22 protein-coding genes are annotated in these 22,563 nt (G+C 37.4%); all 22 read right to left on the bottom strand.

What is annotated here, in order from left to right; all coding sequences use genetic code 11:
• Nucleotides 1-259: 259 nt before the first annotated feature.
• The gene (locus tag HMPREF0874_RS00340; protein WP_008600622.1) at nt 260-970 is read right to left on the bottom strand and encodes an ABC transporter ATP-binding protein; all 711 of its coding nucleotides are present in this window, start codon (nt 968-970) and stop codon (nt 260-262) included.
• Between the two features lies 1 nt (nt 971).
• Nucleotides 972-1,733 (bottom strand): ABC transporter ATP-binding protein, encoded by a 762-nt coding sequence (locus HMPREF0874_RS00335; RefSeq protein WP_008600621.1) that lies wholly within the window; start codon nt 1,731-1,733, stop codon nt 972-974.
• A gap of 11 nt (nt 1,734-1,744) precedes the next feature.
• Nucleotides 1,745-2,758 carry a branched-chain amino acid ABC transporter permease gene (locus HMPREF0874_RS00330; RefSeq protein WP_008600620.1) on the bottom strand — a complete coding sequence of 338 codons (1,014 nt, stop codon included), beginning with the start codon at nt 2,756-2,758 and terminating at the stop codon, nt 1,745-1,747.
• Nucleotides 2,758-3,639 (bottom strand): branched-chain amino acid ABC transporter permease, encoded by an 882-nt coding sequence (locus HMPREF0874_RS00325; RefSeq protein WP_008600619.1) that lies wholly within the window; start codon nt 3,637-3,639, stop codon nt 2,758-2,760. Before HMPREF0874_RS00325 ends, HMPREF0874_RS00330 begins: the two co-directional genes overlap by 1 nt.
• A 14-nt stretch (nt 3,640-3,653) precedes the next feature.
• Nucleotides 3,654-4,802, bottom strand: coding sequence for an ABC transporter substrate-binding protein (locus HMPREF0874_RS00320; protein WP_008600618.1), 1,149 nt, complete (start codon nt 4,800-4,802; stop codon nt 3,654-3,656).
• Between the two features lie 120 nt (nt 4,803-4,922).
• Nucleotides 4,923-6,842, bottom strand: coding sequence for an ABC-F family ATP-binding cassette domain-containing protein (locus HMPREF0874_RS00315; RefSeq protein ID WP_008600617.1), 1,920 nt, complete (start codon nt 6,840-6,842; stop codon nt 4,923-4,925).
• A 28-nt stretch (nt 6,843-6,870) separates the two neighbouring features.
• Nucleotides 6,871-8,169: a type II secretion system protein GspD gene (locus HMPREF0874_RS00310; RefSeq protein WP_008600616.1), complete on the bottom strand. Its 1,299-nt coding sequence runs from the start codon at nt 8,167-8,169 to the stop codon at nt 6,871-6,873.
• The gene (locus HMPREF0874_RS00305) at nt 8,151-8,999 is read right to left on the bottom strand and encodes a hypothetical protein (RefSeq protein WP_008600615.1); all 849 of its coding nucleotides are present in this window, start codon (nt 8,997-8,999) and stop codon (nt 8,151-8,153) included. The genes HMPREF0874_RS00310 and HMPREF0874_RS00305 overlap by 19 nt, the downstream gene beginning before the upstream one ends.
• Before the next feature lie 125 nt (nt 9,000-9,124).
• Nucleotides 9,125-10,114: a UDP-glucose 4-epimerase GalE gene (galE, locus tag HMPREF0874_RS00300; protein WP_008600614.1), complete on the bottom strand. Its 990-nt coding sequence runs from the start codon at nt 10,112-10,114 to the stop codon at nt 9,125-9,127.
• Nucleotides 10,115-10,123: 9 nt separating this feature from the next.
• Nucleotides 10,124-11,560, bottom strand: coding sequence for a glucose-6-phosphate isomerase (locus HMPREF0874_RS00295; protein WP_039964879.1), 1,437 nt, complete (start codon nt 11,558-11,560; stop codon nt 10,124-10,126).
• Between the two features lie 83 nt (nt 11,561-11,643).
• Nucleotides 11,644-11,922: a DUF1294 domain-containing protein gene (locus HMPREF0874_RS00290; protein WP_008600612.1), complete on the bottom strand. Its 279-nt coding sequence runs from the start codon at nt 11,920-11,922 to the stop codon at nt 11,644-11,646.
• A gap of 20 nt (nt 11,923-11,942) precedes the next feature.
• On the bottom strand, nt 11,943-12,866 hold the full coding sequence (locus HMPREF0874_RS00285) for an NAD-dependent epimerase/dehydratase family protein (protein ID WP_008600611.1): 924 nt from the start codon (nt 12,864-12,866) through the stop codon (nt 11,943-11,945).
• Nucleotides 12,867-12,888: 22 nt separating this feature from the next.
• On the bottom strand, nt 12,889-13,614 hold the full coding sequence (locus HMPREF0874_RS00280; RefSeq protein WP_008600610.1) for a viroplasmin family protein: 726 nt from the start codon (nt 13,612-13,614) through the stop codon (nt 12,889-12,891).
• 9 nt (nt 13,615-13,623) lie between these two features.
• Complete coding sequence (gene ybaK, locus HMPREF0874_RS00275; protein WP_008600609.1) at nt 13,624-14,115, bottom strand: Cys-tRNA(Pro) deacylase; 492 nt, start codon at nt 14,113-14,115, stop codon at nt 13,624-13,626.
• An 81-nt stretch (nt 14,116-14,196) separates the two neighbouring features.
• On the bottom strand, nt 14,197-15,195 hold the full coding sequence (locus tag HMPREF0874_RS00270; protein ID WP_008600608.1) for a nucleoid-associated protein: 999 nt from the start codon (nt 15,193-15,195) through the stop codon (nt 14,197-14,199).
• 27 nt (nt 15,196-15,222) lie between these two features.
• A complete protein-coding gene (locus HMPREF0874_RS00265) occupies nt 15,223-16,518 on the bottom strand; it encodes an AMP-binding protein (protein ID WP_008600607.1) in 1,296 nt (431 codons plus the stop codon).
• Nucleotide 16,519: 1 nt separating this feature from the next.
• The gene (locus HMPREF0874_RS00260; RefSeq protein ID WP_008600606.1) at nt 16,520-17,626 is read right to left on the bottom strand and encodes a thiolase family protein; all 1,107 of its coding nucleotides are present in this window, start codon (nt 17,624-17,626) and stop codon (nt 16,520-16,522) included.
• A 62-nt stretch (nt 17,627-17,688) separates the two neighbouring features.
• Nucleotides 17,689-18,201, bottom strand: coding sequence for a biotin transporter BioY (locus HMPREF0874_RS00255; protein ID WP_004693338.1), 513 nt, complete (start codon nt 18,199-18,201; stop codon nt 17,689-17,691).
• Between the two features lie 8 nt (nt 18,202-18,209).
• A complete protein-coding gene (locus HMPREF0874_RS00250; protein ID WP_008600605.1) occupies nt 18,210-18,776 on the bottom strand; it encodes a hypothetical protein in 567 nt (188 codons plus the stop codon).
• A gap of 177 nt (nt 18,777-18,953) precedes the next feature.
• Nucleotides 18,954-19,817 (bottom strand): UTP--glucose-1-phosphate uridylyltransferase GalU, encoded by an 864-nt coding sequence (galU, locus tag HMPREF0874_RS00245; RefSeq protein ID WP_004693334.1) that lies wholly within the window; start codon nt 19,815-19,817, stop codon nt 18,954-18,956.
• 13 nt (nt 19,818-19,830) lie between these two features.
• Complete coding sequence (locus HMPREF0874_RS00240; RefSeq protein WP_008600604.1) at nt 19,831-21,384, bottom strand: organic solvent tolerance protein OstA; 1,554 nt, start codon at nt 21,382-21,384, stop codon at nt 19,831-19,833.
• A 37-nt stretch (nt 21,385-21,421) separates the two neighbouring features.
• Nucleotides 21,422-22,534: a hypothetical protein gene (locus tag HMPREF0874_RS00235; protein ID WP_004693331.1), complete on the bottom strand. Its 1,113-nt coding sequence runs from the start codon at nt 22,532-22,534 to the stop codon at nt 21,422-21,424.
• Nucleotides 22,535-22,563: the final 29 nt, after the last annotated feature.

Raw genomic sequence — 22,563 nt, 5'->3', positions numbered from 1 at the left:
CAACGATTCCTTAAAAATACAGTATTTTCAATATATGTTCATTAATTATTATTTGCTGTTTTCATTCCTAATTCACTAGTTTTATCATTGAAATTTGTAAAAATAATAAAATATATTTAAACTCACTTCATTATCAGCTCACATAGTTCTTCTATTTATATCAGAATTAGTGATAAAAAAATAAGGTGTATATACTAGAAATCTAGTATATACACCTTATTCAAAGTTTTTGACACTAATGATCGCTCTATATAATTAATTATTCAACACGACCGCCTAAATAAGCTTCCATAACGCGAGGATTATGGCGAACTTCATCAGCAGAGCCAGATAATACCATTTTACCAGTCTCCAAAACATACGCATAATCAGCAATCTTCAATGCTTGACGCACATTTTGTTCTACTAAAAGAACTGTTGTTCCATCAGCGCTGATTTCTTTAATGGTTTCAAAAATCTCATTTACTACTAAAGGTGCAAGGCCCATAGATGGTTCATCTAATAATAACAATTTTGGACGAGCCATAAGTGCACGACCAATAGCTAGCATTTGCTGTTGACCACCTGATAAAGTACCACCCAATTGATAACTTCGTTCATCAAGAATAGGGAATCGTTTAAATACCTTTTTGATATCTGTTTCGATTTCTTTATCTTTACGTGTATAAGCACCCATTTCAAGGTTCTCATAAACACTCATATCTTGTAGAATTTGACGTCCTTCAGGAACTAAGGAGATACCATTTTGTACAACTTGATGGGTTTGGCGACCTGTAATATCTTGACCTTCAAAAATCACTCGACCAGATGTGGGTTTTACAAGTCCCATAATAGTCTTCATCGTCGTAGTCTTACCAGCACCATTAGCACCAATAAGAGATACAATGGAACCTTGTGGAACTTCTAAACTTATATCTTTTAAGGCTGTAATATGTCCATAACCAGCCACAATATTTTCTAGTTTTAACATATTACACCTCCTCTTTTCCTAAGTATGCTTCAATTACAGCTTCATTATTTTGAATTTCTTGAGGTGTACCTTCAGCAATTTTCTTGCCAAAGTTAAGTACTACCAAACGATCACAGATATTCATCATCAATTCCATGGCATGTTCGATAACCACAACGGTAATACCTAGGTCACGAATCTTGCCAATCAATTGACGCAGAACTTCAGTTTCACTATCATTCATACCTGCTGCCGGTTCATCAAGCAAGATTAACTGAGGGTGTGTCGCTAAGGCACGAGCGATTTCAAGACGACGTTGCTTACCATACGGTAATGATGTGGCAACCTCTTCTGCATCTGCTTCAAGACCTACAAGCTTTAAGAACTCATAAGCAATACCACGACAACGCTCTTCTTCAATGCGTTGACGTTTTGTTTTCAAAAAACTAGATAAGAAGCCAGAGCCAGTACGACAATGCATACCGGTTAAAACAGTTTCAAGAGCTGTCATATTGCCAAAGAGACGAATATTTTGGAATGTACGAGCAATCCCCATTTCAACAGTTCTATGAGGCTTGATGCCTACAACAGACATACCATCAAATACAATTTCACCAGAACTTGCAGGGAATACACCAGTAATCAAGTTGAAGAGTGTAGTCTTACCAGCACCATTTGGACCGATGACACCAAATACTTCACCTTGTTTAACGCCAAAAGATACTCCTGTGAGGGCTGCAACGCCACCAAAGCTTTTACTTACGTCATTTAATTCTAATAGCATTCAGTTCCCTCCTATCCTTGTTTTTCTTCTTGTTGTTTGCGTTTATATGCTTCAAAACGTTCTGTTAATACTTGTGACTCTGGAATATATGGAGCCTTTTTAAAGCCTAATTTGCGACTAATTTTATCTACCATAGATTCTGTCAGAATACCATCTGGACGAACGGCCATCAAAATGACTAGTAATGCACCATAGATGATGTCCCGATAGTCGGATAAGAAACGCAATACTTCTGGTAATAATGTAAGAATAAAGGAACCTAATACGGAGCCCCATACTACATTGGAACCACCAAATACAGGGAATAACAAAATTTGTACTACTTTATGGTAGCTGAAATCTGTAGGATTAATAAAGTTTGTAATATGCGCATACAAACCACCGCCAATACCAGCGATGAAAGCACCAATGATAAAGGCCATCATCTTGTAGTATACAACGTTAATACCCATCAATTCTGCTGCATGATCATCAGCCTTAATCGCTGCAAAGGCACGACCCACACGGCTATTATTAATCCGTACACAAAAGGCGATAATCAATACTAAAATAGCTAACAAAATAATGATAGCCATTAGATTGCCCCATGCAACAGCATCAATGCCCATTAAACCATCGAAATCAAATTCATAGGCATAATTTGTCAATTCTTGAGGAATGGATGGAATACCAGAAAGGCCTAATGCACCATTTGTAATATCCAAATTCAAGAAAATAACACGCACAACTTCGCCAAATCCAAGAGTAGCAATGGCAAGATATAATCCGCGAAGACGTGTTGTTGGTAAACCGATAATAACGGCTACAAGACTAGCAACTAAACCACCAATGATAATGCCTAAAACGATAGGCAAATCAGCTTTCAAAGAAAGGATAGCGCCTACATATGCACCAACGCTCATAAAGCCAGCAGCCCCTAAAGAAAGCTGACCACTTGCAAGTGTAAAGTAAATAGAGATACCCATGATAGCATTGATGATAAAGAACATCACGATCTGTAGATAATACGGGTTCAATAAATCCATTATGGTCTCCCCCCTTTATCTTTAGATCCAAACAAGCCTTGTGGGCGCCAGAATAATAATAGGATGATGAGACCAAAGGCCACAGCATCACGGAATGTAGATGCACCATAAGCAACAGAGAAGATTTCTGCTACACCTAAAATAAAGCCGCCAACCATGGCGCCTGTAATATTACCAAGACCACCTAAGATAAGTACTGCCAGACCTTTAAAGCCGATAATAACGCCCATAGTAGGCTCAATAGCATTAAAGGACAACCCTACCAATACACCTGCCGCTGCACCTAAAGCAGATGCAATCATAACAGTAATAGATATAATCATTGTTGGATTGATACCCAAGAGAGCTGCTGTTTCCGTACTCATGGATACAGCGCGAATAGCCTTACCAATCTTAGTTTTCTTAATAACTACATTTAAAATCAGCATTAGCACAACAGAAACGCCTAAACCAATAATTTGTACCATGGAAATTTTGAAAGCTCCAAAGTCAATTAGGCCACCAATATAGTCTGGTGGGAATGATCTAGTTTGAGGGCCCCAAAGCAATAATGCCAAACTTTCAAGGAAAATAGAAACACCAATGGTACTAATAAGTGGTGCCAAGTGAGACACCTTTTTCTTACGAAGTGGACGAAGCGCCACAAATTCTAAAAGATAACCGAGGATAGCACCTACAGCCATAGCTACGATAAGGGCTACAAAAATGTTAACGTTAAAAACAGTTACCATAAAAAGACCAACGAAGGCACCTATCATAAAGATGCCTCCGTGAGCCATGTTGATAATATTCAAAACACCGAACACAAGTGTTAAGCCAATAGCGAGTACAGCATATAAGCTACCGAGGGTTAACCCGTTAACTAATTGTTGTAAAAACACTATACTACCTCAACTTATTTTGTTAATGCGTCAAATTGACCGTTTTTAATTTGTAATACTTGAACTTCCATGGAAGGATCGCGTTTTTCGTTGAATTTGAATTGGCCAGTTACACCAACGAAGTCAGCAATATTTTTCAATGCTTCCCGGAATTTTTCGCGATCTGTTGTGGACCCTGCTTTTTTCAAAGCTGTTTCATAGAGATATACTGCATCATATGCTTGAGCGGCGAATTGGTCAGGTTCTTTACCGTATTTTGCCACATAGGCTTTACGGAAGTCTTTAACCTTTTGGTCTTCTTTATTAGGGAACCAAGGTGTACCAACGATAACGCCGTTAGCCGCATCGCCAGCAATTTTAATGAATTGTGGACTGTTGAAGCCGTTGGAGCCAACTACAGGTTGATTCATACCCATTTCACGCATTTTTTTCATGATAAGGGCCCCTTCTTGGTAAAGAGAAGCAACTACAATTACATCAGGTTTTGCTTGTTGAATTTTAGTCAATTGTGCAGAGAAGTCAGTATCTTTATCTGCAAATGTTTCAGTATCAACGATTTGTACACCTTCAGATTCCAATGCTTTACGAGCAGTATTATTTACAGATACCATTTGGTCATTGTTGTTAGAGTACATGATAGCTGCAGTTTTGAAGCCTAAAGTTTTATGTGCTTCTTTAATTGCAGTATCTACTGCCAAGGATTCAGGTACAGCATTACGGAAAATGTAATCGCCGATATCCGTAATACCTTCAGCCGTTGTAGATGTACCAAGCGCTACTACTTTACTTTTGTTTGCTACAGGCCCCGCAGCCATCATTTCACCAGATAACATAGGACCGATAACTGCTACCACTTTATCTTTTGCAATTACTTTGTTCATCGCATTGATAGCTTCGTTTTTATCACCTTTAGTATCTTCTACTAATAAGTTAATTTTTACAGCATTTGCATCAGCATTGATTTCGCTTACTGCCAATTCAGCACCAGCTTTAATGGATTCACCATATGCTGCCGCACCACCAGTTGTTGTTGTTAACAATGCAATTTTAGCTTCATTACTATTCGCACTACCTGCATCTTTATTTCCACCACAGCCAGCAGCAACTGCCATTACACCGGCAAGGCCAAAAATGGCTGCTTTTTTTAACATGGATTTATTCATATTACACCCTTCCTTTAAAACATAAAACTTTGATTCTATACCTATATTATGGGAAATTTCAATCTTTTGTCAATTAAAAGAAAATGATTTTAATTCCTTAATAATATATAAATTAAAAAGCTATTCACATAGCCGTTCCCACTTCTCATACAATAAATTCAACTCAGTTTGAGTCTCTTCAATTTGTGTGGAAATTTTAGACATTTCATCTAAATCTTGCTGAACTACAGGATTCGCTAATTGCACTTCATACATCTTCATCGTCGCCTCTAAACGAGCAATTTCAGCTTCTACCTCAGCCAATTGTTTTTCTACCATATAAGCATTTGGCTTCTTCTGATTTTCCTCCGTAGTTTCTGATACTGAAAGCATTGACTCATTAATAGGAGTAGCTTTACTATCACGCTTACTGCTATCAGAGTTTTTCTCATTAGCCAATGCTAATAAGTCTTCTTGCTCTTTCAGCTTTTCCTTATAGTATGAATAGTTACCGAGATACTCTGTAATTTTACCTTCATCTAGAATTACTGTTTTTGTAGAAACTTGATCCAAGAAATATCTATCATGAGAAATAATAAAACAAGTCCCTTCAAATTGTTGCAATGCTTCCTCTACAATTTCTCGTGTAGGAATATCTAAATGGTTTGTCGGTTCGTCTAATATGAGGAAATTATCTCCTTGAAGAAATAATTTAAGCAAAGCTAAACGAGCGCGCTCACCACCAGATAATTCACCTACTAGCTTAAATACATCGTCCCCTTTAAACAGGAAAGCCCCCAGCACATTACGAGCCTTATCCTCGCTGTAGTTAAAGTGATTCATGATCTCTTCCACTACCTGCCAAGAATCATGCAATTCTTCGTGTTCTTGTGAGAAGTAACCGACTTGTACGCGATTGCCAATATCCACATGACCAACTTTAGGGAATAGTTCTCCTACAATGGTTTTCACCAGTGTAGACTTACCCGCGCCATTAGGTCCAATAAGCGCTACTGATTCACCTCGTCGAACAACAAGAGAGATATCATCAATAATGCGACTTTCACCATATCCGACAGATAAGTGATCTAAGACTAAAACCTTATCAGCACTCATCGCAGCAGGAGGAAAAGAAAATTGTAAATGATGTGAAGTAACAGGTGCCTCTAGCCGCTCTAATCGATTTAGTTGAGACTGACGACCACGAGCCATTTTAGACTTGATACCAGCGCGGTATTTATCTATATAAGCCTCTGTTTTCTTAATATACTCCTGCTGTTTTTCATAGGCCACCATATCAGCCTTTAAACGTTCATCACGTTGTTGAATATAGCGACTATAGTTACCACGATAGGTTGTAGCCTTGTGATTATCTAACTCCACAACACCTGTAACGATACGATCTAGGAAATATCTATCATGGCTGACAATGAGAATACCACCTTGATAGGCAGATAAGTACCCCTCTAACCACTCCAGCATATCCATATCTAAATGGTTAGTCGGTTCGTCTAAGAATAAAAAATCAGGACTACGTACTAACGCTTTAGCTAAATTGATACGCGTTTTTTGACCACCTGAAAAAGCATTAGCAGGCTTATCTAAGTCATCATCAGTAAAACCAAGACCATAGACTATGCGCTTTGTCTTTTGCTCGTAATCATAACCACCTAGCCATTCTAGACGATTCTGTAAATAATCTAAGCGTTGTAAATCCGATTCGCTAGCCTCTTCAGTTTCCAAGCGACTAGTGAGCTCTTTTAATTGTTTTTCCAATGCATGAACATCAGCCCAAGCCTTTTCGATTTCCGTAGCAAGGCTATCATCTCCAAGATTTACATCTTGTTGTAAATAGCCAATACTAGCAACAGGCGACTTGACTACATTACCTTCATCGAGTTCTTCATACCCTAATATGCACTTTAACAAGGTAGATTTCCCAGCCCCATTAGGGCCTACCAATGCGAGTCGATCCCCTTCTTTTATCTCAAAAGACACATTGGAAAATACTTGGCGCACTCCAAATGATTTTCCAAGGTCTATCATTCGAATGCGTTCCATTCACAACCTCCTAATCATTTACTCTTCATTATACCACAGTTGCCCTCACTAACATTAACATTTCTATAGAATCTTTTGTTTTTCGACTATGACGGAATAATTTTCCTAACAAAGGAATATCTCCCAAAATAGGTATTTTTTGTATTTGATGTTGATCTCGATTATCCATGAGTCCACCAATAACTAGCACTTCTCCTGGTTGTAATCGTACTCTTGTATGTGCTTGACGTGTGCTTATTTTGTAGGCTTTCATTTCAGATACCATAATAGGTGTACTCACTTCTGCATGTATTTTAGCATCTACACCACCATCAGCGGTAATGATAGGAGTGTAATTCAACTTAATGCCCACCTCTTCATAACGAGTAGAACGCTTTCGTTCGCCATTCACTTCTGACTCCTCTATAACAGGTATTCTTTCACCTATCAAGATATGCGCAGTCTCACCATTGAGAGCCATGATAGATGGTTTTGCAATTAGAACGGCCTTACCTGAGCTTTCCATAAGACTTAGCTCTGGCTTTACAAAGAACTTATAGGCTTCCCCAGTCGGTGTTTTGCCAAAGGTAACGGCACCATAGGAATGTGTTTTATCTTCTCCATGACCGGTCAAGCTAAGCCAAGACCATCTAAAACCTTGTTCCTTAGCATAGGATTGTTCCATAGCAATGATGGTAGCTTCCAATTGCACTTGTTTTGGTTCCTTGTCGATAGCACGTACTAAGGTTTCTACGCGTCGCTTTTCTCCGCTCGTCAAATGCATAATTACTTCATTTTGTTCTGAAAGCACTGCCATTTTATCGTTTTTTACCACTGTGCCTACCACATTTTTCAAAGACTCAGCCGGTAAATGTTCAGGTGATATAACATATAGTTCTCTTTTTTCAAGTGTTTCATCATCAGAATCAATAAGAAGTGTGTTATGCTCCTTCAATACGGAGAAATGATATAACTTACCTAGTTCATTAATAATCCCTTCTGGGGATTCTCCCGTTACAGTGGCCGTAACAGTCCCTTTTAACGACTCTACACCAATTACGGATATACCGTAACTACGACAAATTCCTAAAACGGTTTCCTTTAAGGATGCATTGCGTACAGAAATCGTTATGAGTTTGTTCTCAATATTTTTTTCATTTTTAGCTACTTCACCACTAATTACGATGTTTTCAGAACTACTAGTAGTTATCCTATCAGTACCATTAGCAAATACCATGAAGGGAGTTACAAGCATTACGACCATCCATAAGCTTATTTGCAATATAACTGTCACTATAATCTTATCTATACATTTTAGACCTATAAAGCTTACTCGATTCTTAGCCACCGTGATGAACCTCCTTCAATAATTTCTACACCACTTGCAGTTATCTTAGATACTGATATTTCTTTCCACACACTTCCTATACTAACCATTTGTTCCTCTGTACCTTTTCGTAAAATAGCAATATTCTGTTGTCCCTCAATAATACCTATAAGCTCTATGGGATGTTGTTTGGTAGGATTACTTATAGAAGGTTGTATACTAGATTCAACTCGTCTAGCACTAATATCTTTAGCTTTTAATTCAATATAATTACCACTATGCTTTTTATTATTTCTTATTTGTTGATATTTTTCATTTCTACGACTTTCATCTACCTTTTTCTCAAAAGTCTTCATTGAATCATCTGACTCATGTAAATCATTATTTATATCAACGAAATTGCCATTGCTATCTTTAGTTATCTTATTCTGACCAAGTAATTCATCTATAGGAATATCTTTAAAAACCTCTCGCCAAGGATTTGCTCGCTCAACACCGGTAATATCATATAATAATCGTCCATGAACATCGCTTTTTACCTCTCTATCCTTTACATTTTTTATATCACTTTCATCTTTAAAATAGTTCTTTCCTTTCCCATTTCTATTATCATGTGTTGTTTCTTTTGATAATTTTTCTGAGCCTCGTTCAATTTGATTAGCATCTCTACCATTAGATTGATCTAAACTAATATGAACATTTTCCTCCTCATGTGGATAAAAAATACCAATGCCTAAAAGGGCAACCGTAATGATAAAGAAAATACCAAGTGCAAACTTATAGTGGCGCATAATAAAATGCTGCTTATCAATCCACATTTTCATACGTTCTATATAGTCTTGTAAGTTCATAATCCACCTCCTGCTGACATATTCTAGGAGGCTCTTTTAAAATCCTACAAAAAAATGACTCTACCAGTCACCAAGGTGACTAATAGAGTCATTCATTATATTGACAAATCAAAACAATTTGTTCTTTATTTACTATTAAATCCATCTGGATGAGATGTATGCCAATGCCATGCATCTTTGATAACATCAGCAACATTACTAAATTTAGGATCCCAACCAAGTAAATTTTTGATTTTTTCAGAGGAAGCAATTAATGTTCCTGGATCACCAGCACGGCGATCACCATATTGAATAGGAATATCGATACCCGTAACCTCTTTTGCAGTCTCGATGATTTCCTTTACAGAGAATCCATTACCACTACCAAGATTAAATACTTGAGATTCTCCGCCTTTACGCAAGTAGTCCATAGCCAATACGTGAGCAGCTGCTAAATCATTGACATGAATATAGTCGCGTACACATGTGCCATCAGCTGTATCATAATCAGTCCCAAATACAGTTATATGCTCTCTTTTACCGCGAGCCGCATCTAACACAAGTGGAATCAAATGAGTTTCAGGATGATGGTCTTCTCCAATCATACCAGACGGATCCGCACCGGCCGCATTGAAATAACGCAACGCAACATATGTAGAACCATAAATCGAACTATAATCAGATAACATTTTTTCTATCATCAATTTAGTGCGACCATATACATTTGTTGGTTGTAGCTGAGCATCCTCACAAATAGGAACTACCTTAGGCTCACCATACACAGCAGCCGTACTAGAAAATACAAAATGCTTTATACCTGCGGTACGAGCAGACTCAATAAGGTGATAAGAACCAACTACATTATTTTCATAATAAATAGCTGGATTTTGCATGGATTCACCAACTTGTGAGTGAGCAGCAAAATGCATTACACCTAGGATGTTATGTTCTTTCATAATACCTACTAGTTTAGGATCAGCAATATCCATATTGTAGAACTTTACCCCCTCAGGAATAGATTCTACATGCCCACGAGATAAATTATCTACAATAATTGGTGTATATCCTGCTTGTTGTAAAGCACGTACAGTATGACTCCCAATATAACCAGCACCACCTGTTACTAAAATATTCATAGTTCCCCCTCATGAATTATGTACTTCCTTTGCTCGAGCCAATTTGGGTCCGATGAGACGCTTATAAACCTCTACCCCTGGTTGATCAAAAGCATCAACGCCCGCAAAAATGGACTCAAAATAAACGGCCCAACAATGCATAAACATAATTTCTCCTAAATGGAATGCGTTTAATGTTGGTACAGTTATAGTCATGTTAAAACGATTGTCACTAGACAAGGCTTCTCTATTAGCATCTAAAGCAATGTTTAAAATATCACAAATGCCTACATCAGATAGAGAGTGTAAGCATTCATATTGACTATAGGAATCTGGAACAATGAGATTATGTTTCCAATCCTTAACCTTAATAAATTGAACTACCTTATTTAGGCGCCCCTCTTGATGCTCTTGAACTTGAGCATGCATATCCATAGTACCTACTGCAGCAACTGGCGTACGGCCATATGGTAGACAAGTATTACTCATTTTTCCAAGAGATTCGGATAGGAGCTGCACATACCAATCAGATAATGAGTGGAGTGCTTCACTATAAGGCATAAACACCTCTATAATACGACCATATCGTTCAGATGCAATATATTTCAATAATGCACTTAAAAGGCCTGGATTTTTAAAAATGTCTTCTTCTTGACATGCTGCATCCATAGATGCAGCACCAGCTAAGAATCCTTCAATATCAAATCCTACAAGAGCGGCTGTTACAAAACCAACTTCTGTAAATACAGAGAAACGACCACCTACACCATAAGGAATGCTATAGGTCTTCCAATTATTTTCTATCGCCATAGATCGTAAAATTGTAGGATGTTCATCATCAGATACATCTGTAACAGCTATCACTTCGTAGTTAATATTACGATCTTGTAAAGCCTTCTCCAAAATCATGAAGTTAGCCATTGGTTCAATGGTAGATCCAGACTTAGAATTAATAACGAGCATCACCTTATAATCAGGACCTTTTTTCTGAGCTTGACACTCTAACGTACGAATTAGCCCTACTAAGTAATCACCATCCACATTAAAGCCTGCAAAGTACATCCTAGGATAGCCGTCACGTTCCTCTGCACTGTAGTTATTCCAAAACGCTCCACACTGCACATCAAAAATAACTTTGCTCCCCAAATAGGAGCCCCCAATACCTACGGATACAACTGTATCAATATTATGGCGTGCGTAGTCACGTAATTCGTAAAGCCGCTCTAACATATCTGGTGTATTGATACCATCTTCTGAAATATATGGAAGTTGGTAAAACAACACAGGTTCAGGTAAACCATCTTTAGAAACATGACCTTCTTCGAAGCCTGTAGAACGCAAAATATTTGTATGACGCCATACATTTTGTATAGCCCGTTCAAAATTATTCACATCACGTTCTTGTATGCAACTTTCATTATATATATTAGCATAATCTAACTCAAAACCTGATTGTAATCGCAACATCAAATATCTCCTTCACTGACATTTTATGTACAATATTCTTTTATTATACCATAAAAGAATGAATAAAATATTAGTTTATACAATCATTTTACCCACAAGCCATAACCGAATCCAACCGCATATACAGACCAAAGTAATGCAAAAGGAATGGCTAATTTAAATTTAATTTTTAATGTCTTATGACGCCATAGGACCATGCCTAATAAAGCACCAACACCCCCAAAGGCAAACGCTAAAAATAATAATGTAAACTCTGAAATTCGATCATATCCATTAATGGCACATAATTTATCATATCCATACAGACTAAATACGATAAGATTCCAAATACCTACGGTCACCCAAAATTGCGTATCACTCATATCCCCAAACCTTATTTTTCTTACTTATGATGAGCTTTAAAATATTCCAATGTCTTTTGTAAACCAGCTTCTAATGTTGTAGTGGCAATAAAACCAAAATCACGTTCAGCTTTCACATTACTTAAGCGCGAATGTTTAATATCCCCTATACGTTCATTTTCATAATAAACCATAAAATCTGTCCCACTAATAGCCCGGAATCGCGTAATCAACTCATTCACAGATGTTCCCATATTGGTAGATACATTATAAATACCTGTGCATTGACCATTTTCCATAGCCTTAATATTAGCATCTACCACATCATCTACATAAATGAAATCTCTAGTTTGCTCACCATCACCAAATACAGTTAATGGTTGCCCTTCGACAATCAAGCGGTTGAAAATACTGATAACGCCACCTTCACCGCCATCACCTTGACGTGGTCCATATACATTAGCATATCTAAAGCATACTGTATTTAATCCAAAAGCTTCATGATAAATACGCAAATAACCTTCTGCAGTAAGCTTTGTCAAGCCGTAAAAAGACGAAGGCATACCACTCAAGTCTTCAGTCAATGGCAATACTGCCAAGTCACCATATACAGCAGCTGATGAAGGCATTAAAAATTGTTCAACTTTCACTTTACGACAAGCATCGAGAACATTAATAAGTCCTATTAAATTTACATCACAGTCATAACTTGGGTTCTCCATGGAGGATTGAACCATTGTTTGCGCCGCTTCATGAAATACGATAGACGGCTTAAACTCTTCAAATACAGATAGTAATTTTGGATCTCGTACATCCATCTCAATAAATCGAGCATCTTCATGTACAAAGGAGCGCATACCTGTAGATAAATCATCTATAACGAGTACATCGTGCCCTAATTCAATTAATCTATCAACTAAATGGGACCCAATAAATCCGGCCCCACCAGTAACACATATATTCATAGCGCCCTCCCTTCTAATATCTTTAAATACCTGCACCTTGTTTTGCTAGTGCATCAGCCATTTCATTATATGTATCGCCTGTATGAGCAGCCACCTTGTGAAAGTATACTCGCACATGATTTTTTATAGAATCATAAAATGCTGAATACTCTTTGGTTAGCTCATTATTACGTTTCCATCTCTTAGTAGCCCACATTTCTATGCCCATATAATCATAGTAAAGTGAGCATTCAGAAATTCCATTATCAACAGCATATTTCATAACATGCATAGCAGCCAACAACTCGCCAGCTACATTCCAAAACGATGTATATCGTTCATCAGTAGAGGGAAAAGAAAAAGTTTTCCTCTTGCCATTCAAAAAGATAACCCCACCTGCACCAACAGTATTAGTCTCTTTATTATAACTACCATCGATATACGCAACCATATAGTTTGGAATAGTAAAATCTGGTTTCACAACACTTGCTGATACTTTACTTTGAATACTAGAACTAGAACCTATAGGCCTAGAATTTATAGATTTAAACTTCACTTCTTGTGGCAATTTAAGTTCACTCTTTTTAGCGCTCATAAAATCACTTAAAGACAAACCTGAATTCTCTACAAAAGCACGTGCTTCTACTTCTGTGGAAAATGATTTGTAGATAGCACCACCATAGCCCTTTACTTGTTTCTCACAGTCAGACCATGTAGTATAAACTCCTGGTACACGGCCCTGACGAACAGCATAAAACTTTTTTGCCATACGTCCCCCTTAATGGTCCATTGTCAGTTCAACAAATTCAGCATTTACGACAGATGCCAAATCCTTTGGATCTACCTTCATTTGCATCCCGCGTAAACCTGCGCTTACATATACAAACTTTTGGGGTTCCATAGTAGCATCAAAATAGGTAGGGAATGCTTTTTTCATGCCTACTGGAGAACATCCACCGCGCAAATAACCTGTAATACTTAACAAATCCTTAACATGAACAAGCTCTACAGACTTATTATGACTAACACGTGCTGCCTGTTTCATATCTAACTCTTCAGCCACAGGAATACAGAATACTACATATCCAGTTTTGTCACCTTTGCCAACTAATGTTTTAAAGACTTGTTTCTCATCGAGTTTTAATGCTTCTACTACATGAAGGCCAGCAGCACGCTCTTCAGACCACTCATATTCGCTAATACTATAAGGTATCTTATGAGTATCTAAAATACGTAATGCGTTTGTTTTTTTATGTTTCTCTTTACTCATCATAACCTCCATATACTAGCATAGCAAATAAATTTAATCATTACATAATATATTTCTATAGACAAATATAATTTTTCATTACTATTTATTTACGATTTTATTAATATTTTTTAATTCAATACGCAAAGTACCATCATCATTAGTTTTTATCTCAATAAACTCACGATTCTTCATATATTCCACAGGAAATGAAATCTCAATACCTGTATCTGTTTTAATCTTATGATGTTCACCAATTTTTGTGGCGAACTCACGATTTACTGGCAAAGGACGCAACATATCCGCATCAGCCAATTCCTTCTTTGCCGCCTCTTGTTGAATAGGATTCGCTTTAAATACCTCTTCTACAATACGAACAGCATCAACGGTATCTGATACTTCAGCATTTTTAGCAATCATAGATTTTACGGTTGTCAGTTCAATAACGCCATCAGACTCGTGCGCTTGAGCCACCTTATCTACGATAGCTTTTACCTTTCTCACCGTATCTCGCGAGGATTGATTAGTCCCTAATTGCAAGACCTTATCTGCTAGGATATAGGATACCTCACCATCAAATTCACCTTTAGGTTCAAAAATACGAACACTAAAATTAGAGAGATTAATAGATGCAAAGGCCCGTAATTTTTGTGATGGCATAGGTAGTACTGCCTTATGAGAAACAAGTTCTGTAGCCAATGTACCATCATCTTCACTGAATAATTGATGGGTAAAAGCATCATGAGCTTGACACAAAAGAATACAAACATAAGGCATATCCGTAACGGCTTCACAGATAATTGTATCAATAACAACAAAATCAGTAGCTTGTTTCATGTATGTAAACAAGCTTTCACCTAAATTCTTACATAAATCAATAAACTTAAGCGCTCCATTTTTATAGTCTACTAATTGTTTACCTACAGGACTCGCATCATGTAAGGTTCCGGTTCTAGCCCCTGGATCTTTAAAAGCCTTAACTACATGATTTGCTATATAATCTTGTATAGCTTGATCCCCAACCTTTAATTCATGTTCAGAATATACAGCTAACGAGGATGTAAAGTCGAAAATCTCTAGCGCCGCCTTATTAATCTGCATGATGCCTCCTTGTAGTACAAAAAATGTTTACCCTTTATTATACCACTCTTTTAACTTTCGTTTATCAACTTTTGAGCATTCCGTAAGGGGTAACATAGGAATTTCTATTATAGCTTTTGGCCACTCTACAGGAGGTCTTTTATTATGAATAAGTTCTATAACTTCACTCAATCTAGCCTCACCATCTAGCACTATATAAACTACGTAGTCTTCCCCTCGTATCTCATCAGTAATATCAATTATAGCAACCTCGGAAACCCCTTGTAAGGATTGTAAATACAATTCCATCTCTGGAATAGAAATTTTATATCCCCCTTTATTGATTACGTCGCCTGCTCTCCCATTAAACATTAGATAACCATCGCTATCGATATATCCACAATCATTTACAGTATATGTATTAGGAATCCCTTCAATATGATATTTTGTGGTCACATAAATAACATTATCAGTCTCTGCTATCTGTATGGTTGGGAATGGTCTCCCCACCGTACCTTCTCGCTCTAGCCATTCCTTACCTGTACAATACGTTATATAGTTAAGCTCTGATGCGCCATAGTACAAGATAAACTCCATATCAGGACATATATGTTGTAACTGTTCCATTAATTGTCGATCTAGAACTTGAGATCCTGCAATTATATATTTAATAGATGATAAATTACTTTTACAGTGTCGTACCAATAATCGTAGTTTCGTTGGTAATGCATATATATGGTCTACATTGTATTCCTCTATAAGCTGCATCCATCTACTAGGACGCAAGGAACTCGTTGTAACCACGGTCCCTCCAGCCCATAAAGCGGCAATGACCATATTGCTAACACCTGTGAAACTAAAACTTCCCTGTAAAAAGATTTTAACATCTTTGTTTATATGAAAAATATTATTTTGAATATCAAAAAAATCACGCCAAGACTTCTCTCGTCTCCACAAAGGTTTTGGTCGTCCCGTAGTCCCCGATGTAAGTACCCCAAAATCAGCTAATGGCGGTACCCCTTCATAGGCTATAATACGAGCTAGCTCATCTACATAAGCCTTATCCATCTCATTGTGACATACCATAGGAATATTATCTTTATATAATGCCCCAAGCCATTGTGTAAGTTGTTCAACAAACGACAGTTCCTGAATTAAAAGAATCTTAGTATTTAATGTCTTTTTAGACTGAGTAAGATTTACAATGCGACTTGTATTATTAATACCGACCGATAGAATAGCATCATATAGTTCACCATATGTATATTGTATGTCATCTACGATTAAAGCCATTTTATGGGGCTCTAAATCTTTATGCTGTTGTAAGCGTTCAATAATTGTCATATTACATGCGTTCCATAATTAAAGCCGTACCTGTGCCCCCTGCACCAGCAATAGCACATAAACCATAGCGACCACCACAAGATTCTAACGCAGCCATACAGTGAAGCACTAATATGGCACCAGAACATCCATAGGGATGTCCATAAGCTAAGGCACCTCCAAGCATGTTATATTTTTTAATGTGATTAGGGTACGCCTTGTTAAAAAGAACATCAATGATGGCAAAGGCTTCATTCCATTCCACCACATCAATATCATCCATAGTTAAACCTGTACGTTTTAAAATGGCTTCTGTACTTTCAAGAGCGCCCTCCGGACTAAACTGAGGATTTCCTGCCCAAGGTTTAACGCTATGAATTTTAAAAGGCCCTTTTTTATTAGATAAATATACAAAGGCCGCTCCATCATGAGTTAAACACGCATTGCCTGCATTTGTAACAGAGTCAGCTCCCAACAAAGGCTTCATCCTAGACAAGAGTTTCTCGTTCATCGTAGGTCGAATACATTCATCTATACATCTTTTACCATCTATAGTAATAGGCATAATATATGACTGTAAATATAGGTTATCTAAAGCAGCTGATGCTCTTTGATGACTGCCAATAATATGTGGATATAAATCTTCCTTTGTTACATTGTGTTTATGGATAGTCCGCTCAGCCCCTTCGAGCATGGCTAAAGGCGATTGATCTTGAGGCGTAAATTGAGCTACCTTATAGGTTCCTTTTCGGTCATCCCCTGATGCATACACCCGTTCTGGCTGTAACGACGAACTTTCAATACCGCCTGCAATAGCGGAATTCATAATACCAGACAAAATATGTGCATAGGCGATCTCAATACTCATCAAAGCTGAGGCACATTGCATATCAACGGTAATAGCAGGCACAGAATTTGGTAAATTACACATAAGCCCCATAAGACGCCCTATATTACCACCGGTACCAACTGCATTGCCACAAAATAATCCGTCCACCTGCAAAATACTATGACGATTAATTATTTCATCAATTACTTGAGAGCCCAAAATCTCGGGTCTCATATGTTTATATTGTCCATTTAAAACGCCGATAGGACTTCTAAGCCCACCATGAATATATACTGACATATATACTCCTTCTATTAAAAGCAAAAAAGAGGCATCCCGCAGAATGCCACTTTAATTGTATTCTAAATTTTAACTTTAGTTGCTAACCAAGAAGCAACCAGACATTTTACGATATCTCCAGGAATAAATGGGAACATGACTACAGGCAAGGCCGCCCAAAGTTCTGTTTTTGTAACAATCATAAAACCTGCTACACCAAAGAGGTACACTACAGGAATGGTAATCACAAGAGATCGCCAGGCATAAGAGAAAAAGCTTTTTTTAGAACCTTTAAATATACTTAGTAATGTATATGCAACTGGCCAAGAAAAAATAAAGCCACCTGTTGGTCCCAACAATTTGCCAAGACCAGCCGTACCGCCAACAAATACTGGTAACCCAACTGCACCAAGCAAAATATAAATGATAAATACGATAAGTGCATCCTTAGGCTGTAACAATAGGCCGATTAATGTGGCTACCAAAGTCAAAGCCGTTACCATAGCGGGACTAAATGGCAATGGGAAAGAAATATATGCTGAAATACATAATAAGGCTGTTAATAAAGCCATTTTTGTTAAACGTCTTGTTTCCATAATTACCTCTAACTAATACATCTTTGTTTCAAAGATGATGAATCTTCATTTTCACCGAAAAACGTAGCCGAAAATGCCAATGTATCACCAATGTAACCTTCTACATGAGCATCTTCAGGATATTCCACCAAAGTTACCTTGTCATCTGCAATAACTGGTGCATGAAAATAAATCGCCATTTGCAGAGCAGATTTACTAATATTCCAAAAATCCCACATCGTTTCTAAAATCATGCAGCCAGGAACAACATAAGGATTCTCACGATGGATTGGATTCGTATCATTAATATCATTTACAAATCGTATGACCTCTTCCTTAGAGAAAGATATAGCACCATCTGTTCCCTGTTGGTTTATAGTAGAACGAATGTTAAATTGTTTTGGCACTGGTCGTAAATCGACCATTAAGAAGCCAGTCGTATCCATAATACCAATTGTGGTGGTTTTAGCTACTTTCGATACAATTTCACATACGGTTCTATCACTACCTGAGGAATCATAATGCATATGTTTAATAACGCTATGTCCTGGCAGGTTCAAATCATTATTACATAATGCTTTAAATAATGTTCTCATATAATCACAGTCCTTTTATTTATTCAATATCTTGATTATAATCAACATTATTTCATTCGTCAACAAAATGCATTGTTCATATGTTAACAAATAAATATCAAATGAGTTTGAAACTATAAATAAAAAGAGCCTATGACATATATCATAGGCCCCTCACATGGAAGTCTCATAGATTATCTATTTTAGATCTAATTCCTTTAGGTAAGCTTTAAAGCTTTCACCCAATTCTTCGTTGCGCAATGCATACTCAACAGTGGCTTTTAAATAGCCCAATTTATCCCCTGTATCGTAGCGAATACCTTCATATGCTAATGCATACGTATCCGTTTTAGAGGCTGCCAATGCATCAGTTAATTGGACTTCATTACCTACACCAGGCTTAGTAGCTTCTAAGATATTGAAAATATCTGGTGTTAAAATATAACGACCTAATACAGCGAGTCGAGATGGAGCATCCTCTTTCTTAGGTTTTTCCACCAAGTTATCAACGCGATATAAATTATCAGCCAATGCTTCACCAGATACAATACCATAAGAACTAACTTTATCTTCCGGTACAAATTGAGCGCCTAAAATAATACCAGGATGCTCATTATAGCAATCAATCAACTGTTTTAAGCATGGATTTTCTGGATTGTAAACAATATCATCACCAAGTAATACTGCAAATGGCTCATCACCAATAAATGCTTTTGCACACAATACAGCATCACCAAGTCCACGAGGTGCTTTTTGACGAATAAAGTGAACTTTAATGTCCGCCAAATCCTTAATCATAGCCAATGGTTTATTTTTACCTTGACTTTGTAATAACAATTCTAATTCAACACTACTATCAAAATGGTCCTCAATAGCACGTTTATTACGACCTGTAATAATTAGAATTTCTTCAATCCCAGAATCTAAAGCTTCTTTTACAATGTATTGGATAGCAGGTGTATCGACAATAGGAAGCATTTCTTTTGGTTGTGCCTTGGTAGCTGGTAAGAAACGTGTACCAAAACCAGCTGCTGGAATTACAGCTTTTCTAATGCGTTGCATAGTATTCTCCTAACTAAAAGTCTTTACCTACAAATTTAATTTTCCATTGATCATTTTTATTTTTATGTCCATCTTTATATGTTAAGTACATATCGAAGGAGTGTAAATCACGATGCCATGTATAATAGACCGAATCAATATCCCCACTCATCATGTTATTCTTAACACTTACAGAAATATCATCAAGGCGAGTCAATTTATAGGTACCACCATAAATAAGCTCTTTTGGAAGCTCTGTCGTATCAAAACGATAAGGTGAATTATTGTAGGTAATATTTCGTTGATTATAGCTAACCCATACATTAGCACGATTACCAACTTTAGATTGGAATCTAGCCCCCCAATAAGGCATGCTACGGATACTACCATCATAGCCATAGTAGTCACGTTGGTAACCACCTAAGAAGCGCAAATCAGCATTTTTGCCAAGCTTAATAGGATCATGAGAAACTTCTGCATAATATTCTTTATGAGAACCTTTTACAGAACCCTCTTTCCAATAACCAGCATTAATACCACCACGTACAGTAATTGGAGAATTCCCTACATGATATGTATGAGTATCCAAACGAGCTTCACCTATTTTTTCTACCCATACTGTTTCATCATTATATTCATTAGACTCCTTGCTATACCCAACAGAAGCAGTCCCCCAAGGTAAATAATGACGATATCCCACCTGAGGTTTAAAACCAGATTTAGAATACCAACGATAGTCAATATAAGCTTCACCGTTTTTACCGATAGGATATTCTGTACTACCATGTAAGCCAATACCATCATCGTTACTATACGTAGGTTTTGGTATTAAGGAAAAAATACTAAATTTGCCTTCTTTGTCATGACGCAATGAAGTCGTATAAGATGGCAAGGATAATACTTTAAAGTTTTTAATATAAAAGGATGGTTTTTTAATAACGACTTTATCACCAGGATATACCTGAATATCTTGACCCTCCACACGATAATCTGGAGTATGAACAAAAGCCATTGCATGTTTTGTAGTTACCATGCCCTTTTCCATATGGCCTATTTGTCCATCAAAAGTAGCGTTATTGCCTTTTACATAATAGGGATCGCTCCATCCCATGGCTTGGTCCGCCTCAAAGTGACGATCGCTAGTGCGATACGTCATATTTTGACCTGTAATATCTTTTGTTTTACCGCCATCTTCCAAATAGCGATAGCCCCCAACAGTACGATACTCTGTAGTTTTAGTATTACCTTCAATACGTGGAGCCATCAAAGTTTGATTACCTTGAGACACCACAACATCGCCTTGAGCATATACATCACCTGTAGAGCCAGTATAAGACATTTTGTTAGCATCGATACGTGTAGGCAACTGTTCAGCAGGAGTAGCAGATTTCGCTTTTTCACCACGACGTACAACACGGATATTACTATATTCAGGTGTAGATGCTTTAGAAATTTCTCCTGCATAGGATTGACCTACGCTATCCAATGTATCTTGATATACAATAGTTGACTCAGTAGCGGCCCATACAGGTTGTGCTAAACAAACAACACATGCCGCTGCCAGCCATTGTACTTTACGTTTCCTCATGGTTACTAGAACTCCTATTACTTTAAGAATTTGTTAATTATTGATTACGCTTTACAACAACGATAGGTTGAGAAACATTTTCTACAGGTTCTTCTGGCTCCTCAACTGCTGTAGCATCTTCAGCTACAGCTGCATTTTCATCAGTATCATTATTTTCTACATATTCTTCAGATTCACCTGTTGTATTAGGTACAGTTACAGCATCAGCTAATTCATCATCACTATGAGCTAAACCATCACCACCAATAACAAGACCTTGAATTGTTACGGAATCTTGAGGTTGTACATATACAGTAGCACCAGCTGGGTACTCAATATTTTTACCTTTGATGAAAGCGCCCCCTACAAGCCCAACAGGACCGAGTAGAACTGCGCCCGCCACAGATGCACCTGCTGCTTTAACTTCACTACGAGTTTTATCCTTAGCCTCTTTACCTTGTACAGCAGTAAATTCTGTACCATCAATAGCTGGGATTGTATCAAATGTAATATCTAACGCACCATTACGACCAAAGGAACGAGCCTTTTTCAAAGAAGTAATTGTTCCGGAACCTACAGTGCCCGCAGGTACTAATAAGACATTGCCATCCATTACATTTTCTGCAACAGTAAAGGATACAGTATCACCTTCACGACTAGTTTTAGAAGAAACCGCTTCATTTAAAGTCACTTTGAACACTTGGTTACCAGACAATGTGCCTACTTGGTTAGTAAGAGACACATTGCTACCATATACCTTTGTCTTCAAAGAAATAATACGTTTTTGTAAGGAACCACTACCAATGCGACCATTAACGCTACGTTCCATCTTTTCTACACGGTCTACAAGAGATCCTGCGTTAATGCTATTTTGATATGTATATTCCAATGCATCCATTTCTTCGCGCAAAGAAATATTAGTACCACTGCCTTCTACAGAATTGTAGAGGGAGTCAACACGTTTGCTCAATGTTGCGGAATTACCATTGAAACCAGTACCATACACGGTTTCATCAAGTTGATTAATGCGGTCCACAACAGCACCATCTTGTACAGTTCCATATACAGTAGTTTCTAAAACATTTGTTTTTTCAGTTACTGTACCAGGAGCGGCAAATGCAGTGCCTGAAATTAGGGATGCCATTAAAAGTGTAAGTACTTGTTTCTTCATAAATTCCTCCACAATGTATCTAATGTATA

This window comes from Veillonella sp. 6_1_27, assembly GCF_000163735.1.
GTDB classification, from domain to species: Bacteria; Bacillota; Negativicutes; order Veillonellales; family Veillonellaceae; genus Veillonella; species Veillonella parvula_A.
Note: the sequence above shows the minus strand (reverse complement) of the source record. Positions and strands in the feature narration are given on the sequence as shown.

Coding starts and splice junctions, on each gene's coding strand:
- HMPREF0874_RS00340 (WP_008600622.1), bottom strand. CDS start 970: ATGTTAAAACTAGAAAATATTGTGGCTGGTTATGGACATATTACAGCC.
- HMPREF0874_RS00335 (WP_008600621.1), bottom strand. CDS start 1,733: ATGCTATTAGAATTAAATGACGTAAGTAAAAGCTTTGGTGGCGTTGCA.
- HMPREF0874_RS00330 (WP_008600620.1), bottom strand. CDS start 2,758: ATGGATTTATTGAACCCGTATTATCTACAGATCGTGATGTTCTTTATC.
- HMPREF0874_RS00320 (WP_008600618.1), bottom strand. CDS start 4,802: ATGAATAAATCCATGTTAAAAAAAGCAGCCATTTTTGGCCTTGCCGGT.
- HMPREF0874_RS00315 (WP_008600617.1), bottom strand. CDS start 6,842: ATGGAACGCATTCGAATGATAGACCTTGGAAAATCATTTGGAGTGCGC.
- HMPREF0874_RS00305 (WP_008600615.1), bottom strand. CDS start 8,999: ATGAACTTACAAGACTATATAGAACGTATGAAAATGTGGATTGATAAG.
- galE (WP_008600614.1), bottom strand. CDS start 10,114: ATGAATATTTTAGTAACAGGTGGTGCTGGTTATATTGGGAGTCATACT.
- HMPREF0874_RS00295 (WP_039964879.1), bottom strand. CDS start 11,560: ATGTTGCGATTACAATCAGGTTTTGAGTTAGATTATGCTAATATATAT.
- HMPREF0874_RS00290 (WP_008600612.1), bottom strand. CDS start 11,922: ATGAGTGATACGCAATTTTGGGTGACCGTAGGTATTTGGAATCTTATC.
- HMPREF0874_RS00285 (WP_008600611.1), bottom strand. CDS start 12,866: ATGAATATATGTGTTACTGGTGGGGCCGGATTTATTGGGTCCCATTTA.
- HMPREF0874_RS00280 (WP_008600610.1), bottom strand. CDS start 13,614: ATGGCAAAAAAGTTTTATGCTGTTCGTCAGGGCCGTGTACCAGGAGTT.
- ybaK (WP_008600609.1), bottom strand. CDS start 14,115: ATGAGTAAAGAGAAACATAAAAAAACAAACGCATTACGTATTTTAGAT.
- HMPREF0874_RS00270 (WP_008600608.1), bottom strand. CDS start 15,195: ATGCAGATTAATAAGGCGGCGCTAGAGATTTTCGACTTTACATCCTCG.
- HMPREF0874_RS00265 (WP_008600607.1), bottom strand. CDS start 16,518: ATGACAATTATTGAACGCTTACAACAGCATAAAGATTTAGAGCCCCAT.
- HMPREF0874_RS00260 (WP_008600606.1), bottom strand. CDS start 17,626: ATGTCAGTATATATTCATGGTGGGCTTAGAAGTCCTATCGGCGTTTTA.
- HMPREF0874_RS00255 (WP_004693338.1), bottom strand. CDS start 18,201: ATGGAAACAAGACGTTTAACAAAAATGGCTTTATTAACAGCCTTATTA.
- HMPREF0874_RS00250 (WP_008600605.1), bottom strand. CDS start 18,776: ATGAGAACATTATTTAAAGCATTATGTAATAATGATTTGAACCTGCCA.
- galU (WP_004693334.1), bottom strand. CDS start 19,817: ATGCAACGCATTAGAAAAGCTGTAATTCCAGCAGCTGGTTTTGGTACA.
- HMPREF0874_RS00240 (WP_008600604.1), bottom strand. CDS start 21,384: ATGAGGAAACGTAAAGTACAATGGCTGGCAGCGGCATGTGTTGTTTGT.
- HMPREF0874_RS00235 (WP_004693331.1), bottom strand. CDS start 22,534: ATGAAGAAACAAGTACTTACACTTTTAATGGCATCCCTAATTTCAGGC.